The organism is Actibacterium pelagium, assembly GCF_002285415.1.
In the GTDB taxonomy this organism is placed as follows: domain Bacteria; phylum Pseudomonadota; class Alphaproteobacteria; order Rhodobacterales; family Rhodobacteraceae; genus Actibacterium_B; species Actibacterium_B pelagium.
The window spans coordinates 79,283-96,126 of the sequence record NZ_NSBU01000006.1 but is presented as its reverse complement, the minus strand read 5'-3'; the positions used below and the strand labels follow the sequence as shown (position 1 = coordinate 96,126).

The following is a 16,844-nucleotide window of genomic DNA, read 5'->3' as shown; positions in this document are numbered from 1 at the left end:
GTCCTATTTCACAGAGCCGGCCAGAAGACCGCGCACCAAGTATCTTTGCATAGAGAAGAAGACCGCCAGCGGCACCGCGATCGAGACAAAGGCCGCAGTCGCAAGGATTTCCCAGTTGCCGCCTCGGGTGCCCAAAAGCTCGACAATCTGGTTGGTCATCACGGTTGTTTTGCCGCTGGCGTCAATCAGGAAGACCTTGGCAACAAGCAGATCGTTCCACGTCCATAGGAACTGGAAGATGGCGAAGCTGGCCAAAGCCGGAAAGCTGAGTGGCAGGATGATCTTGGTGAAAATCTGAAAATCCGTAGCCCCGTCGACCTTGGCGTTCTCGATGATATCGCGCGGCAAACCGACCATGTAGTTTCGCAGCAAGTATATCGCCAAGGGCAACCCAAAGCCGGTATGCGCCATCCAGATGCCTAGGTAGCCCTTAGCGTTTACGCCATCCCCAGGTTGATACCCAAGAAGTTCGCCTAAAGGATTGACCTCTGCGAAACGCCTCGCATTTTCAAGCTCGGGCTTTCCAAGAATATCTATCCAGAGCTCCACAATCGAACCATGAAGCGTAAGAAGTGGAATCAAGGCGAGCTGTAAGGGAACGACCAAAAGCCCCACAATCGTCGCAATCAAAAGGGCGCGTCCTTTGAAATCCATCCACGCCAGTGCATAGGCGGCAAAAGCAGCGATAATGATTGGAATGACGGTGGCCGGAATCGTAACCGTGAGCGTGTTAAAAAAGGCTTTGGCCATCGCTCCATCGGTCGTGCCAAATAAGACCGTATCATAGTTTTTAACCGTGAATTCGGGGGGAGTTTCGGCTGTCGCGAAAACGCGTTGGCCACGACCGGCCATCTGTTCGTCATTGCCTGACCACACATAGTCGCCGTTCGCCTGAACGGTCATCGTTTCCCCATCGCCCAGATCGGCGGTCTGCCCTGCCTCATAAGCGTCGATAGCGCGCGAGGAGGTGCCCCAAACACTGATCACCTTTGCACCGCTGCCGTCGAACAGGTTCCCTTCGACGACGAACAAACCATCCTTTTCGATCCGGAAATCATCCGGATCTGCGGCACGGATCACCAGGTTCTGCTCTGACGGGAACAAGGATTTCCACCAGCCAGAGGTCGCGATCTGATCCGCGGTCCTGAAAGAGCTGACGAACAGCCCAACAGTGGGGAACAGCCAAAGCGCCACAAGCAGGAAGACCGAAATTTGGACCACCCAGTTCAAGGCAGATTTACGTCCGGCGATATTGTCCATCGTGGCCTCCCTCAGCGCATTTCTTTGCGCGCGTTGCGCACGTTCCAGACAAGGATCGGCGTCACCAGCAACATGATTACGATCGCGCTGGCCGACCCCACGCCCCAGTCATTGGCGCGAAACAGATTGTCGTACATGTAGTTGGCTAGGACCTGCGTATTCCATTGGCCATTGGTCATAGCGAAAACGATGTCGAAAACCTTCAAGACGGTCAGGGTGATGGTTGTCCAGACAACAAGGATCGTGTTCTTGATTTGCGGCACCTTGATCTTGAAGAAAATCTGGAAGGGGTTGGCCCCGTCGACAATCGCAGCCTCGATCGTTCCTTCAGGGATGCCGCGCAGGGCTGCGGACAGGATCACCATGGCAAAGCCTGTCTGGATCCAGACAAGGACGATCATCAGGAAAAAGTTGTTCCAAAGCGGAATGGTAAGCCATGTCTGTGGCTCAGCCCCACCAAGTGCAAGATAGATTGCGTTCAGGACACCGATTTGATCCTGATCCACCGGGCGTGTGTCGTAGATGAGTTTCCAGATTACCGAGGCACCAACGAAGGAAATCGCCATTGGCATAAAGATCAACGACTTCGCCAGATTGCCCCAGCGAATGCGGTCCGTCAGTTGAGCCGCCAACAAGCCAAAGGCCGTTGACATCGCGGGCACCACGATCAACCAGAGCATGTTGTTGGTGATAGCTTCCTTGAATTTCCGGTCATCTAGCATCTGGGCATAGTTATCAGTTCCGACCCATTTATACCCACCACCCGGGATACGTTCGCTGAATGACAAGCGTAGGGTCTCGAACACCGGATAGGCCAGATAAAGCCCAAGCGCGAAAAGCGCCGGAAACAGGAACAGCCAGGGACGAATGAGATTGGCTCGGTTGATGTTGCGACCTGCGTTCGGCCCCTTGGCGGGAAACAGAACCTTATCCAGAAACTGGTTGGACAAGGCGAAGTAACCGACACAGGCGGACACTCCGATCGCGATGGTCAGCAGACCTTGAATCGCCGGATGCATGTGATCCCCTCCCGATGGTGTTGGAGACTTGGCAACCCGACGCAGGCCGGGTTGCCGGTTCAACCGTTTGGTTGGATTACTTCAGTGCGTCCCAGGACGACTGGATTTCATCCGCGACGTCTTGTGCCGATTTGCCACCGGCATAGTCGACCATACCGGTCCAGAAGGTTCCGGCACCCACACCACCCGGCATCAGGTCAGAGCCGTCAAAGCGGAAGGTGGTTGCGCCCAGAAGGATGTCGTTCATCTTCTTCAGGGTCGGGTCAGAGAACTTCGAGGTATCCACACCCTTGTGCGGGGTCAGGAAGCCTTTTTGCGCCATCCAGATTTCATGCGCTTCCGGGCTTTTCAGGTACTCGATCAGGTCATGCGCGCCGGGGCTGTCATTGGTGATCGCCCAAACGGTGCCTGCACCCAGAACCGGGCTGCCAAGGTCTTTGCCTTCGTAGGCCGGGAAGTAGAAGAAGTCTGCGTCTTCACCCACAACGGTGCCTTCAGGGAAGAACGCCGGGATGAATGATGCCTGACGGTGCATGTAGCACTGCGGCGGCGAGGCAAACATGCCCTTGGGGCTGTCACGGAAGTCGGTCGAGGCCACCGCACCTGCACCACCCGCGACATAGTCGTCATTGCGGGCAAACGCGCCGAATTCTTCGATCGCGGCGACAACTTTCGGGTCATTGAACTTCAGCTCATTGGAAACCCAAGCGTCGTAATCTTCGGGGCTCTGGGTGCGCAGCATCATGTCTTCGACCCAGTCGGTTGCGGGCCAGCCGGTCGCGCCGCCGGACCCCAGCCCGATGCACCACGGCGTCTCGCCATCGGCTACGATCTGGTCGGTCAAAGCTTTCAGCTCTTCCATAGTCGTCGGGACTTCGTATCCCGCGTCTTCAAAGTTCTCGGGCGAGTACCAGACCAACGATTTCACATCGACCTTGTAGAAGAACCCATACAGAGAATCCGATCCGTCCGGACCGGCATAGGTGCCCAGATCGACCCACGACTGACCTGCCGCATAGTTCTCGCGCACCCAATCACCGGTGCCGCTTGCCAAAGGTGTCAGGAAGCCGTCCTTCGCCATATCGGCAGCAAGACCCGGCTGGGGGAAGGCAGAAACATTGGGGGCAGAGCCTGCCTCGGCGTCGATGCGGATTTGCTGTTCAAAACTGTCGGAACCGACATAAGATACGTTATGACCCGACGCGGCGGCAAAACCGGCCAGCACAGCTTCGACGTTTTCCTGGTCCGGACCAAGCCACGGCCCAAACACGGTCACATCCTCTGCAATAGCAGCGCCTGACAGCAATGCCAGTGCCGCAACGCTCGTATAAAACGGCTTCTTCATCATTTTTCCTCCCGAGTGCGCACATGCACGAAATTTATAAAGCGACTCATTTTTCAAAGCGCTTTGAATAATGACTTGTAGCGCCACACCCCGGCCATCTGTCAACAAAAATCCTCATAAAGGGCTTGAAATAAGCCGCGCACCCAAAGTGATAAAAAGAAACCTGTTGACCAAGGGCACCTTTCTCTGCAGTAACTAATATGGAATTTGAAAGCGCTTTGAATGTCCATCAACCTCAAGAAACTCTCTGAAGAGCTTGGTCTTTCACAGACCACGGTAAGCCGTGCTTTGAATGGCTATCCAGAGGTTAAAGAGGCCACGCGCCTGCGCGTTCAACAAGCTGCAGACAAGTTTGGCTACCGCCCGAACAGTCGCGCCAAAGGGCTGGCGACCGGGCGCGCGATGATGATTGGGCATGTGATCCCATCGTCGACCCAGCACGAGATGGTAAACCCGGTATTCGGTGATTTCGTCGGCGGCGCGTCCGAGGCCTATGCCCGGTATGGCTATGACATGATGTTCACGCGGGTGCAGGACGACACCGAAGAATCCGCCTACCGAGAGCTTCTCGCCAAACGGGCCGTGGACGGGGTGATCCTGCAAGGCCCATCGGTCAACGACCCCCGTATTCACTTGCTGAACGAGCTTGGCTTACCCTTCGTCGTTCATGGCCGATCAACCGGAGTGACCGAGGGCTACAGTTGGGTTGATGTGAACAACAAGCGGTCGTTCGAGCGCGCGACGGAATTCTTGATCGACCTGGGACACAGACGCATCGCGCTGATCAATGGTTTAGAACAAATGGACTTCGCGCAGCGGCGGCGTGACGGCTATCTTAGTGCGCTCAAAGCGCGTGGGATCGACGTAGACCCCTCGCTGATGCGGGCCGACGAAATGACCGAGGTTTTTGGCCACCACCAGACCCGCGACATGCTGCGGATGGAGAAACCGCCGACTGCGATCCTCGCGTCATCCATGATTTCCGCAATCGGCGTTCGGCGCGCGATCGAGGAAGCCGGACTGACGATGGGGCGCGACATCTCGGTCATAACGCATGACGACGATCTGTCTTACCTGAAGAACGGCCAAGACGTGCCAATCTTTACCGCGACCCGATCTTCCGTGCGAAAGGCCGGCGAGATTGTTGCAGAAATGCTGATCGAAAGAATCCACAACCCGGGTCAAGCTCCTCTATCGCGGATGCTAGAGGCAGAACTCGTTCTGGGCCGCTCCACAGGGCCGGCCCCACAGGGTAAATAACCATGAATTTTCAACGAAGTGATTTTCCTAAGGATTTTCTATTTGGCGTTGCCACCTCGGCATACCAAATCGAGGGTCACGCATTTGGCGGCGCTGGCCCAACCCACTGGGACAGTTTCGCCGCGACCCCGGGCAACGTTGCGCGCGCCGAGAACGGTGCGCGCGGATGCGACCACTATCACCGCTATGAACAAGACCTTGATCTAGTCGCTGCCGCAGGTTTTGACGCCTATCGGTTCTCGACAAGCTGGGCGCGCGTGATGCCCGAAGGGCGCGGTACTGTGAATCAAGAAGGGCTCGATTTCTACGACCGCCTGACCGATGCCATGCTCGAGCGTGGTATCAAACCCTGTGTGACGCTCTACCACTGGGAACTACCTTCGCAACTTTCCGATTTGGGTGGCTGGCGAAACCGGGACATCGCCGGATGGTTCGCCGATTTCACAGAGGTCATCATGGGACGGATTGGCGACCGCATGTATTCGGCCGCCCCGATCAACGAGCCTTGGTGCGTCAGCTGGCTAAGCCACTTTCTAGGGCACCACGCCCCCGGCCTGCGCGACATTCGGGCCACGGCAAGAGCGATGCATCACGTGTTGCTGGCCCACGGCCGCGCGACCGAAGTTATGCGTGGGCTTGGCATGTCGAACCTCGGGGCCGTGTTCAACATGGAATGGGCAGACCCGGCAGATGATACGGATGAAGCGCGACGCACGGCCGACGTGTACGACGCCTATTACAACCGCTTCTTCCTGAGTGGCGTCTTCAACAAGTCCTATCCCGACCTCGCCCTTGAAGGTCTGGAGGATCACCTGCCCAAAGGTTGGCACAATGATTTCGATACGATCTCGACCCCCGTCGATTGGTGCGGGATCAACTATTACACCCGGAAGCTACTGGCCCCCAACGACGGCCCGTGGCCCCATCATCACGAGGTCCCCGGCCCTCTGCCAAAAACACAGATGGAATGGGAGGTCTTCCCGGAAGGCCTGTCCAATCTTCTTTCTCGAACCGCGGCAGAATACACAGGGGATTTGCCGATCTTTGTAACCGAAAATGGCATGGCAAATGACGACCACCTGACGGATGGTGCCGTGCCGGATAGCGCTCGGATTGAGTACATTGAAAAGCACATTGCAGCCGTTCAAAAGGCTATCGCGGAAGGCGTTCCTTTACAGGGATATTACCTTTGGTCGCTCTTGGATAACTATGAATGGGCTTTGGGTTACGAAAAACGCTTTGGACTGGTCCATGTGGACTTCGAAACGATGGTACGCACGCCAAAAGCATCGTATTACGAACTGAAGAAAGCACTACTCGCGGAATAGATTCATGTCCGATCCTTGGTATCTCGTCGCCGACATTGGCGGCACAAACGCACGCTTTGCCGCCTTTCACGGGCGGCGCAAAATGGAGGTGCAGGTTTTCGATTCCAAGCATGGTGGCGACCTGTTGGATATGGCGCGAAAATTCTGCCAAGAGGCCCTGCCTGAAACCCCAACGGTGGCGGTCGTTGCAGCAGCCGGACCGGTGAAGGACAATGCTCTTCATCTGACCAATGCCAACCGATCTCTTTGTGGGTCGGAACTGCGGGAAGCAACGGGCGCGCAGCAGGCCTTCATCATCAATGACTTCGCCGCGGCTGCGTGGTCCACGCTGGTGATCCCCCCGGAAAACCTGACGATCCTGTCCGAAGGAGAAGACTCTGACCCGGGCACCCGTCTTGTTGTTGGTCCCGGAACCGGATTGGGTGTGGGGGCTTTGGCCTATGTTGACGGCAGCTATCACGGGATCTCTGGCGAGGGTGGTCACGTGGGTGTTGGCCCCAGAAATCAACATGAGTTCAAGGTTTTTGAGGCTCTGAAATCTCTATGGCCGGACGTCTTCTTTGGTGACGCGTTGACCGCCGAGGCCGAAGGCCTGCTTAGCGGTACGGGCCTGCCCTATCTGTATCGGGCGGTTCAACTGGCACACCAAGCCGATGGTCCCGCGCTCGATCCACGGGAAATTTTTGCGAAAGCGCGCGACGCAAGCGATCCATTCGCCGTCGAAACGATCGACATTTTCAAAACCCGCATTGCCCAGGTGTCCGCAGATCTGGCGCTTGCCTTTGGTGCACGGGGTGGCGTCTATTTCGTTGGCGGGATTGCGATGAAGAACCCTTGGATTTTTGATGACGCTTTCCTTGAAGCGTTCCATTCCGGCGGACGCTTCACCAAGCAACGCAAAGCCATCGGCGTCCATCTGGTGAACGAACCCGACTTCGGTCTTCTGGGGGCGCACCGCTACATGGAAGAGGCCAGTAAAAGGTCCAGCTGAGGCGCGCGAAAATCACTTGGAAACGAAAAAGCCACGCCGAGGATGCTCGGCGTGGCTTTTTAATTTGGTGTTTGGTCAGACTTACAGAAACTTGCCCATCCAACGACCGGTATCCAGCATCCGGTTCGAGAAGCCCCATTCGTTATCGTACCAGCTAACTACACGGACCATGCCACCATCGGTGACTTTGGTTTGTGGAGCGGCAAAGGTCGACGAGTGCGGGTCGTGGTTGAAGTCGATCGAGACGACCGGCTCGTCCTCGTATCCCAACACGCCTTTCAACGGGCCTTCCGACGCTGCTTTGACCGCTGCGTTCACCTCTTCGATGGTGACCGGTTTCTTCGGCATGAAGCTGAGGTCAACCAGCGAAACGTTCGGAGTTGGCACCCGGATGGCCGAACCTTCAAGGCGACCTTCAAGCTGCGGCAAAACCAAAGAGATGGCACGGGCCGCCCCGGTCGAGGTCGGAACCATCGAAAGGGCCGCAGCACGACCACGGTACAAGTCTTTGTGCGCGGTGTCGTGGCTTGGCTGGTCGCCTGTATAGGCATGGATCGTGGTCATATAGCCAGTTTCGATACCGAAGGCCTCGTCCAGAACCTTGGCAACCGGCGCCAGACAGTTCGTTGTGCAGGACGCGTTCGACACAACCAGATCGTCAGCGGTCAGATCTTCGTGGTTCACACCGAACACAACGGTGCGGTCCGCGTTGGCACCCGGGGCCGAGATCAGAACTCGCGTTGACCCGTTCTTCAACAGCAACTCTGCCTTGTCACGGGATGTGAACAGGCCGGTGCACTCGAAGGCGATGTCGACATCCTGCCACGGCAGCTCTTCGGGGTTGCGGATGGCGGTCAGCCGGATCTTGCGATCACCAACGATCATCATGTCGTCTTCGACCTGAACGGGGACACCCAGACGGCCGTGCACACTGTCGAATTTCAGAAGATGGGCTTGGGTCTGTGGAGGGGCCAGATCGTTAATCGCTACCACTTCGATGTCACGAGTATCCTGCTCGATCAAGGCGCGCAGGACGCCGCGGCCGATACGGCCAAATCCGTTGATGCCGACTTTCACGGTCATGGTCTTTTCTCCTGGGTGAAACCCACTGGGATTGCGATTCAGACACTCCTTATTATGTTTGCGCTAACATTACGAGTAAAAAATGCAACCTCAGCGAATTATTGCTTGAGAAAAGACTTGGCGAAACCGAACGCACACTGGAACACCCACGCCGCACTCGGCCGGATCAAATCGCCCCACTCGCAAAAGCAGTAGCGTTAGATTTCAAAGCAATTGAGGGCCTTAGGCCTGAGCGTGGTACTGGTCGAGAACCTCGACCTCTTCTTTCGACCCCAGAATGACCGACACCCGCTGGTGGTGCGAGGTCGGCTGGACATCCAGAATACGCTCTTGCCCAGTAGAGGCCGCGCCACCCGCCTGCTCGACGACCAGCGCCATCGGGTTTGCCTCGTACATCAGGCGCAGCTTGCCCCCCATATCGGCATTGCCTGCGTCCTTGGGGTACATGAACACGCCACCACGGGTCAGAATACGGTGCACCTCGGCCACCATCGAAGCCGTCCAGCGCATGTTGAAGGTCTTCCCGCGGGGACCTTTCTTGCCTTGAATACACTCGTCGAAATACCGGCGGATCGGTGGCTCCCAAAGGGTGTAACGAGACGCGTTGATAGCGAACTCACCTGTCGCTTCCGGGATGGTCATATCGGGGAAGGTCAGGCGGAACTCTCCCGTACCCTGTTGGTGGGTAAACCCATTCACCCCGTTGCCGGTGGTAACAACAAGTGCCGTCGAAGGACCATAGACCGAATAGCCCGCGCTGATCTGCTCGGCCCCGGCCCGCAGAACAGACCGATCATCGGTCGCATCAATCGCGGTAGGCAGTTGCGAGATCGAAAAGATCGAGCCCACGGACAGGTTCACATCAAGGTTCGACGACCCATCCAGCGGGTCAAAGTAGACCAGATAGTCGCCTGCCTCTGGTTTGTCCTTGAGCCAGTAAACCTCATCCACTTCTTCCGAAACCAGCGCGGCCACGCGTTTGCAATTGGAACAGTGGCGAACGAAGACATCATTGGCGATGACATCCAACTGCTTCTGGGTCTCGCCCTGCACATTGGTGGATTGGGTCGCCCCCAGCCGGCCAGCAAATGCCCCACCACGGATCTGGTGCGAAATGATCCGGCAAGAGGTCGCGATATCCTCAAGTAGAAAGATCAAGTCCTTGTCCAACCCCTCGTTCGCGCGTTCTGACAGAAGAAATTCGCGGAAAGTGGCCTGATTTGGTGTCATGATCTTTATTCCAGTTAGGGTCGCGCAGCGCGTTCAGTTTCAGGTGTCGGGATAAACACCTGCGTGCCATCCTGCAAGGTGACGTGAACAGCCCAACCTGCACGGGTTATGCTGACCGACAAACACTAGGACATTGGGCAACACCTGAAGCCCTTGCCGCCTGTCTGGACAAACAATGCCTGAGGTAACATCTTGCTCCTCAGGCTTTCGCGGGCGTCACGCCGTTTCTGACAATGGGCGCCCACCAGAACATGACCGTGTACGCGATGGCAGTCGGGTGGGTCGCAACGACAGGGTAAACCATGAGCACCGACACAGAATGGATCGCAGTCGATTGGGGAACGTCGAACCTGCGCGCGTGGGCTGTCGGCGCAAGCGGTGAACCCGTTGCCACCTTCGAATCCGGTGAGGGTATGGGCGCCTTGTCACCGAATGACTTCGAGCCGACGCTTTTGAACTTGATCGGGGATCACCTGCCTGAAATCGGTTCTGTTCCAGTGATTTGCTGCGGCATGGTTGGTGCAGCGCAAGGCTGGGCCGAGGCCCCCTATGCTGCCGCCCCCTGCGAAGCCCCCGGAGCCAAACAGGCCCGGCGCGTGACAGCGAAAGACCCGCGGCTGGACGTCTACATCCTGCCCGGTGTCAAGCAAATGCAGCCTGCCGATGTGATGCGCGGCGAGGAAACCCAGATCGCGGGCTATATCGCACAGAACCCCGACTTCGACGGCATTCTCTGCCTGCCCGGCACCCACACCAAATGGGTCCATATCAGCGCGAAAGAAATCGTCAGCTTCCGGACCTTCATGACCGGAGAGTTGTTTGCGCTGCTTTCCGTCCATTCGGTCATCCAGCATTCGGTAGACACAGAAGGCTGGGATGACGACGCCTTTGCGGCAGCCATAGCTGACGCGATGAGCCGCCCTCAAACCTTGGCCTCTGACCTGTTTTCCCTGCGCGCCGGAATGTTGCTGCACGGAACCGGTGCCGAGGCGTCAAAGGCACGCCTTTCGGGTCTGTTGCTTGGCCTCGAACTTGCGGGCGCCCGCCCCTATTGGCTGGGCCAGAAGGTTGTTTTGATCGGCTCAGAAACCCTGTCGCGCCTCTATCAATCCGCCTTGTTGGCCCAAGGGGCAGATGCCTCGATCGCCGACGGCAGCGCCCTAACCCTCGCCGGTCTGACTGCCGCCTACCTCTCTTTGAAGGAGACACCCGAATGAGCCGCGAAATCATCGCCATCCTGCGTGGCATTCAGCCCAATGAGGCGCTGGTGATTGGACAAGCCCTGATCGATGCCGGGATCACCACGATCGAGGTTCCGCTGAACTCGCCTGAACCTCTGGAATCCATCGGTCTGATGGCCGAAGCGTTCGGTGACATCGCTGCGATTGGTGCAGGCACCGTTCTGACCCCACAGAATGTCGCAGATGTCGCCAGCGTCGGAGGAAAGCTAATCGTCTCGCCGGATTGCAACCCCGCGGTCATCGATGCCACCAAAGCCGCAGGCTTGGCCTCCTACCCCGGTGTCGCCACCCCAACGGAATGCTTCACCGCCCTTCGACACGGCGCGGACGGGCTGAAACTGTTTCCGTCTTTCCTAGTCGGCATCGAAGGTTTCAAAGCTTTCTCGGCGGTTTTGCCTGAAAGCACCAAGACCTATGCTGTCGGTGGCGCGGGCCCCGAGAACTTTGGCGACTGGATGAAAGCAGGCATCACTGGTTTCGGCATTGGCACCGGTATCTACAAGGCTGGCTTCTCAGCTGAAGAGGTCAGCGAACGCGCAAACACCATCGTGGCCGCCTTTGACGAGGCAACTCAATGACCTCGTCCGTCTTTGACAGTCGCGTTTGTGCATTGGGTGAAGGCCCACTGTGGCACCCCGAACGCAAACAGTTGTTCTGGTTCGACATTCTGGGAAAACGGCTATTGTCCCGAGACGGGGCCACGCCGCTTGAGTGGCAGTTTGACGAGCATGTCTCGGCCGCCGGATGGGTGGATCATGACACTCTGCTGATTGCGTCTGAGACGGGGCTCTATCGCTTTGATATCCAAACCGGCGATTACGACCTAGTCGTCGCAATGGAAGAAGACGATCCCCTGACCCGTTCAAACGATGGCCGCGCGGACCCGTTCGGGGGCTTCTGGATCGGCACGATGGGCAAAGACGCCGAGCCGGGCGAAGGGGCAATCTATCGCTATTTCCAAGGCGCGCTAGAGCCCCTGTTTCAGGACATCACGATCAGCAATTCGATCTGCTTCGCGCCCGACGGGAAAACCGCCTATTTCAGCGACACCACAACGGGGCGGATCATGAAACAAGAGCTTGACGATCAAGGCTGGCCCATTGGTACCGCGAAAGTCTTCGTCGATCTCTCGTCTCAAGGGCTGAACCCCGACGGATCCGTGGTGGATTCTGATGGATGCCTTTGGAACGCCCAGTGGGGTGCCGGGCGCGTAGCGCGCTATGCCCCAAACGGCACGCTGCTGGAAACCCTGTCGCTGCCTGCCACTCAGATCACCTGCCCTGCCTTTGGCGGCGCCGAGCTGACCACGATGTTTGCCACCTCTGCCGCGCACGGGATCGCCGAGCCTGTTGGAAGCGCTGGCCAAACCTTCACCGAGGCGATGCGGGTCAAAGGTCAGCCAGAGCATCGTGTCCTTCTGTCATGACGTGATCTGGGCCGGCGAGCCGACCCAGATTTCATCATGCTTTTGCTGGCTCCCGGAAAAACACCGAATAGAAGACCGGTGCGGCGACCAGCGTCAGGATAGACGCGAAGGCCAGGCCGCTCATGATGGTGATCGCCATCGAAACAAAGAACGCATCACCCAGAAGCGGCGCCATACCCAAAATGGTCGTGGCCGCCGCCAGAACCACAGGACGCAGACGCGAGGTACTGGCGGTGACGATAGCTTCTTGTAGGGGGACACCCTCGGCGCGGACCAGATCGATCTCTTCCACCAGCACGATGCCATTTTTGATCAACATGCCCGACAGGCTAAGCAGGCCAAGCAGCGCCGTGAATGTGAAAGGAACGCCTGTGGCCAACAACCCGATCGCGACACCATTCACCGCCATTGGCACCAACAACCAGATGATCGCCGGTTGCTTCAACCCGTTGAACAGCAGGATCGAAATGATAACCATGATCAGCAATGAGATCGGCAACTGCCCGGCAAGGCTTTCGTTGGCCTCGGCCGAGGCCTCATGCTCGCCGCCCCACTCCATGCGATAGCCCTGTGGCACCTCGATCGCCTCGACCGCGCTACGGACTTCTGCAAAGACTTGCGCGGCCGTCATGTCCGCCGGGATATCCACGCCAACAGTAATGGTTTGAACGCGGTCGCGCCTGTGGATCAGGGTGTTTTGCGCTTCATAAGACAGCCCGTCGACAAGCTGCTCGACCGGAACCAACGTTCCAGAGGAAGAGACAACCAGTTGATCCATCACACTTAGCCCCGCATCTGGCGCGATGCGCACGATGATTGGAAGCTGCCGGTCCCCCTCGCGATAGACCCCTGCCGTCGTCCCGTCGGTGGCAAAGCTGAAGGCACCAGCCACGTTGTCACGGGTCACGCCCGCAGTCTGTGCGCGGTCAGTGACATAGTTGGGACGCAGAACCAGTTCTTGCTCTCGCCAGTCAGTGCGCGGCACCAGAACGTTCGGAGACGCCGCCTGAAGGGCTGCAATCGCCTCGTCCGCCAGATCGCGCAGCACTTCCGGATCCGAACCAGAGAAACGCACCTGAATGGGTGCCCCCCCTCCCGGGCCAAAAATCAGCCGCGCCGTGCGGAATTCACCTTCGGGCAAGGCATCGGCGGCAAAACCTTCCAGATCAGCCTGAAGCGGCGGAATAGCATCCAGGGTTTCAGTGCGGATGATCAGATGACCATAGCTGGGGTTGGCGCTTTCACCCTGATAGGTCAGCAAAAAGCGCGTCGCACCCTGCCCCACGAAGGTCGAAAACGCGGTGACGTCTTCCCGTTCGTTCAACCATGTCTCCAGCGTCTTCATGTGATCAGAGGTCGCGTCGATTGGTGTGCCTTGGGGCAGCTTGTAATGGGCAAAGAAGATCGGCGTGTTCGAGTTCGGGAAGAACTGCTGCCGCACCTGACCAAAGCCCCAATAGCTGGCAACGGTGATACCAATCAGCGCCACGATCACCAGCCAGCGGAACCGCAAAGCGGTCCGCAAGGTGCTGCCAAATACCCGGAACAGCGGTCCGGAATAGGCATCCCCCGCATCTGCATTGCCGACCTTGAAGAAGTAGTGGCCCAGAAGCGGCGTGACAGTAACCGCCAGCACCCAAGACAGAAGCAGAGAAATCGCAATCACGGCAAAGAGCGAAAACAAGAATTCGCCCGTTGCATCCGGGCTAAGCCCGATCCCGGCAAAGGCCATGATGCCAATGACAGTTGCCCCCAGAAGCGGGATTTGGGTTTTAGCGACCGCCTCTTGCGCCGCGTCGCGTGAATTGCGGCCCCGGTGCATATTGGTCTGCATGCCTTCAGCGACCACGATGGCGTTGTCTACAAGCATGCCCATTGCGATGATCAGGGCACCTAGCGAAATCCGCTCCATCTCGATCGAGAAGATCGCCATGAATAAAAGCGTCCCCACCACCGTCAACAAGAGCGTCGACCCCACGACAACTGCCGCCCTCGGCCCCATGAACAGGCCCAAAACCACGACGACGATGGTGACCGACATCGCCAGGTTAATCAGGAAAGCCGTCGAGGCCTCGTCCACGACAACATGCTGCTGATAGATCGGGTGCAACTCGACCCCATAGGGGATATCGGCCATCAGTTCGGCAATCCGCGCGTCCACACGATTGCCGACCTCTACGATGTTTTCGGTCGATAGACCCGCAACACCCAAGGTGAACGCTTCGACCCCGTTGTGGCGGATCATGATAGACGGATCGACCTGTCGGCCCCGGCTGACCTCGGCGATATCAATGAGGTTCAACACTTCACCGCCAATCCCGACCGTCAAACCAGCGATTTCCCCGACACTGTCCGACCCTTCGGGCGTTTGAATAAGCACCCGCATCCCGTCTTCGCGGATCGTACCCGCCGGTGCGACAGAGTTCGCAGAGGCAAGTGCATCCACGATCGCGAGGGGCGAGATATTCTGGTGCGCCGTCAAAGCGAGGTTGGGTTCGACAAAGATCGCCTCATCCGGCAGGCCCTGCACGGCCACATCTGCCACCCCGTCCACGGCCAGCAACTCTCGCCGCAAGAACCGGGCGAGCCCGTGCAATTCGGCGTCGTTAAAACCATCGGCAGTGACAGCAAAGAAGATCCCGAACACGTCGCCGAAACCGTCATTCACAACCGGCGGGCGGACCCCTTCGGGCAGATGCGCAGCCGCATCCACAACCGCATTTCGAAGGTCGGTCCAAACCGCAGGAAGCTCTTCCCCATCAAAGGTGGACCGAATTTCAACGTCGATCCGCGAGGCCCCAGGCCGGTTGATAGATGTGATCTTGTCGACCTCTCCCATCCCCTGAATGGCGGCTTCAAGCGGCTCTGTGACCTCGGTCATCACCTGTTCCGCAGATGCACCGGGGTATTGCGTCGCGACAACTGCGGTTTTGATGGTGAAAGCCGGGTCTTCAAGACGACCAAGCGAAAAGAACCCCCAGATCCCGCCCAGAAGGCAGATCAGGATCACGATCCATGTGCTGACCGGGCGGTCAATCGAGCTGCGTGCGATGTTCATGACACTCACCCGTTAATCTGCAAAGCCGGTGAACCGGCGGACGGCTTGGCCATCGGACAATGCGTTTGCCCCGGTCATGACGATCTCGTCTCCGATGTTCAGACCCGAAACCAACTGGAACACCCCGTCACGATCCGGCTCTACGGTGATTTCGCGTCTGGAAACCGTGCCCTCTTCGGCACTGGTGGCTTCAAACACCATCACATGCACAGAGCCGTCATTGGCAATTTGCATGGCCGTGACCGGGATGATTGGCAGCGCGCCTTCGTCTGCCAGCGTGGCAAGCACGGTCACGGACGAGCCGGGAAGAACGCTTAGCCCGGCAGGCCGATCCATGCCAAGTGTCAGGCGGAAGGTTTGACCGACGGCAGAGGCTTCGGCGTCGAATTCGCGAATTTTCAGGGGGTACAATTCATCGCGTACCGGGAACTTCGCCATAAGCGTGACGTCTGCGTTTTCTCCTGCACGCTGAAACAGGATTTCCGGAACGTCGATCTCGATCCGTAAGTCCGACATGTCATGCAAGCGCACGATCGGAGTTCCAGCAGCGACCGTCGTAAAAGTCGCGACATTGCGTGCGGCAACCAACGCGTCAAAGGGCGCGTGAAGCGTCGCGTGCTCCATAGAATACTCGGCATTGCGAACCGCGATGCGGGACAGGCCCACCTGAGTTTCTGCGTCATCCGCCGCGACCCGCGATACAGCGGTGCCGGACAGCTGGCTTAGACGTGCCAGCGTGCGTTCGGCCTGATCCAGTTGAAGGTTTGCCTGATCCAGTTGCAACTCGAACGGCTCTAGATCCAGTTGGGCGATCAGCGCTCCGGCAGCGATTTGCTGCCCTTCGATCACCGGGAACTGTTCGATTTGGCCCCCGACTTGAAACGCCAGATCAACCGTCTCGCGCGCGACGACTTGGCCAAAGAACTGACGGGTCACCCCTTTGGCGCGCTCCTCCACTGTCATCAGCTTTACCGGGCGGACGGCGCCGTCTTGAGCCCAAGCGGTATCTGGGACGGCTGCCCCCAGACCTGCAATGGCCAGCAGCCCCGTCAGCGAGAGCGCTTTGACCAAAAAGGTTTCAAAGAAAAATGCATTCAACATGATGGGCTCCCGTCAAGGATTGTATCGATTATGTGCTTGCGCGCCTTGTCCGTCAGGGCGGCAAAGGCTTTGGTTTCGGCTTCATCAAACCCGGTAACCTCGTGAAACAGTTGGCCCGCCTTGTGGACCAATTCTTCACGCAGGGTTTCACCTTTGGATGTCAGAGACAGAACCCATGCCCGGCGATCGGTCGGGTCGCGTTGCCGTTCGACCAGTTCCAACCCCTCCAGCACATCGACCTGCGCAGTGACTGTCGAGGGCAGCAATCTGGTGATCCGAGCCAACTCTCCCATTCGGTAGGGCCGGTCGAGCCGGATCAGAAGGCGCCGGGCCGGGTCGGTCATGCCATCCTCGGCTTCGATCGCTTCAATCGCGCTCTGAATTTGCGTGAAGATGGAATAGACCCCCATGATCGCACGGATTTCAGGCGTCAAAGCGCTATCGTCGCCGGGGTCGGTAATGGGTTTGTCTTTGAGCGTCATGGACTCACTTCCGATTATTT

General features: G+C 57.9%; 14 protein-coding genes. 6 read left to right on the top strand and 8 right to left on the bottom strand.

Annotated elements, in window-relative coordinates:
- Positions 1 to 3: 3 nt before the first annotated feature.
- The 3 genes from CLM58_RS07380 to CLM58_RS07370 all read right to left on the bottom strand — a co-directional run bounded on the left by CLM58_RS07380 (position 4) and on the right by CLM58_RS07370 (position 3,624).
- On the bottom strand, positions 4 to 1,260 hold the full coding sequence (locus CLM58_RS07380; protein ID WP_095595302.1) for a carbohydrate ABC transporter permease: 1,257 nt from the start codon (positions 1,258 to 1,260) through the stop codon (positions 4 to 6).
- Positions 1,261 to 1,271: 11 nt separating this feature from the next.
- Complete coding sequence (locus CLM58_RS07375; RefSeq protein WP_095595301.1) at positions 1,272 to 2,279, bottom strand: carbohydrate ABC transporter permease; 1,008 nt, start codon at positions 2,277 to 2,279, stop codon at positions 1,272 to 1,274.
- A 76-nt stretch (positions 2,280 to 2,355) separates the two neighbouring features.
- Entirely contained in the window at positions 2,356 to 3,624 is a 1,269-nt protein-coding gene (locus CLM58_RS07370; protein WP_095595590.1) for an ABC transporter substrate-binding protein, read from the bottom strand.
- A 228-nt stretch (positions 3,625 to 3,852) separates the two neighbouring features.
- On the opposite strand from CLM58_RS07370, the gene CLM58_RS07365 reads away from it, so the two are divergent.
- The 3 genes from CLM58_RS07365 to CLM58_RS07355 are packed head-to-tail and all read left to right on the top strand — an operon-like array spanning position 3,853 to position 7,203.
- Positions 3,853 to 4,884: a LacI family DNA-binding transcriptional regulator gene (locus CLM58_RS07365; RefSeq protein WP_095595589.1), complete on the top strand. Its 1,032-nt coding sequence runs from the start codon at positions 3,853 to 3,855 to the stop codon at positions 4,882 to 4,884.
- A 2-nt stretch (positions 4,885 to 4,886) separates the two neighbouring features.
- Entirely contained in the window at positions 4,887 to 6,212 is a 1,326-nt protein-coding gene (locus CLM58_RS07360) for a GH1 family beta-glucosidase (protein WP_095595300.1), read from the top strand.
- A gap of 4 nt (positions 6,213 to 6,216) precedes the next feature.
- Positions 6,217 to 7,203: a glucokinase gene (locus tag CLM58_RS07355; protein ID WP_095595299.1), complete on the top strand. Its 987-nt coding sequence runs from the start codon at positions 6,217 to 6,219 to the stop codon at positions 7,201 to 7,203.
- A gap of 81 nt (positions 7,204 to 7,284) precedes the next feature.
- Here CLM58_RS07355 and gap read toward each other — a convergent pair whose 3' ends face one another.
- Both gap and CLM58_RS07345 read right to left on the bottom strand, forming a co-directional pair.
- The gene (gene gap / locus CLM58_RS07350) at positions 7,285 to 8,286 is read right to left on the bottom strand and encodes a type I glyceraldehyde-3-phosphate dehydrogenase (protein WP_095595298.1); all 1,002 of its coding nucleotides are present in this window, start codon (positions 8,284 to 8,286) and stop codon (positions 7,285 to 7,287) included.
- Positions 8,287 to 8,508: 222 nt separating this feature from the next.
- Positions 8,509 to 9,516, bottom strand: coding sequence for a class 1 fructose-bisphosphatase (locus CLM58_RS07345; RefSeq protein WP_095595297.1), 1,008 nt, complete (start codon positions 9,514 to 9,516; stop codon positions 8,509 to 8,511).
- Positions 9,517 to 9,818: 302 nt separating this feature from the next.
- On the opposite strand from CLM58_RS07345, the gene CLM58_RS07340 reads away from it, so the two are divergent.
- Genes CLM58_RS07340 through CLM58_RS07330 form a run of 3 tightly spaced genes read left to right on the top strand, consistent with a single transcriptional unit; the run spans position 9,819 to position 12,183 of the window.
- Positions 9,819 to 10,733, top strand: a complete 915-nt coding sequence (locus CLM58_RS07340) for a 2-dehydro-3-deoxygalactonokinase (RefSeq protein ID WP_095595296.1) — start codon at positions 9,819 to 9,821, stop codon at positions 10,731 to 10,733.
- The gene (locus CLM58_RS07335; protein WP_095595295.1) at positions 10,730 to 11,335 is read left to right on the top strand and encodes a 2-dehydro-3-deoxy-6-phosphogalactonate aldolase; all 606 of its coding nucleotides are present in this window, start codon (positions 10,730 to 10,732) and stop codon (positions 11,333 to 11,335) included. Before CLM58_RS07340 ends, CLM58_RS07335 begins: the two co-directional genes overlap by 4 nt.
- The gene (locus CLM58_RS07330; protein WP_095595294.1) at positions 11,332 to 12,183 is read left to right on the top strand and encodes an SMP-30/gluconolactonase/LRE family protein; all 852 of its coding nucleotides are present in this window, start codon (positions 11,332 to 11,334) and stop codon (positions 12,181 to 12,183) included. The genes CLM58_RS07335 and CLM58_RS07330 overlap by 4 nt, the downstream gene beginning before the upstream one ends.
- A gap of 34 nt (positions 12,184 to 12,217) precedes the next feature.
- Here CLM58_RS07330 and CLM58_RS07325 read toward each other — a convergent pair whose 3' ends face one another.
- Genes CLM58_RS07325 through CLM58_RS07315 form a run of 3 tightly spaced genes read right to left on the bottom strand, consistent with a single transcriptional unit; the run spans position 12,218 to position 16,824 of the window.
- Complete coding sequence (locus CLM58_RS07325) at positions 12,218 to 15,241, bottom strand: efflux RND transporter permease subunit (RefSeq protein ID WP_095595293.1); 3,024 nt, start codon at positions 15,239 to 15,241, stop codon at positions 12,218 to 12,220.
- A gap of 12 nt (positions 15,242 to 15,253) precedes the next feature.
- A complete protein-coding gene (locus CLM58_RS07320; protein ID WP_095595292.1) occupies positions 15,254 to 16,342 on the bottom strand; it encodes an efflux RND transporter periplasmic adaptor subunit in 1,089 nt (362 codons plus the stop codon).
- On the bottom strand, positions 16,336 to 16,824 hold the full coding sequence (locus tag CLM58_RS07315) for a MarR family winged helix-turn-helix transcriptional regulator (protein WP_158221870.1): 489 nt from the start codon (positions 16,822 to 16,824) through the stop codon (positions 16,336 to 16,338). Before CLM58_RS07315 ends, CLM58_RS07320 begins: the two co-directional genes overlap by 7 nt.
- Between the last annotated feature and the right edge of the window lie 20 nt (positions 16,825 to 16,844).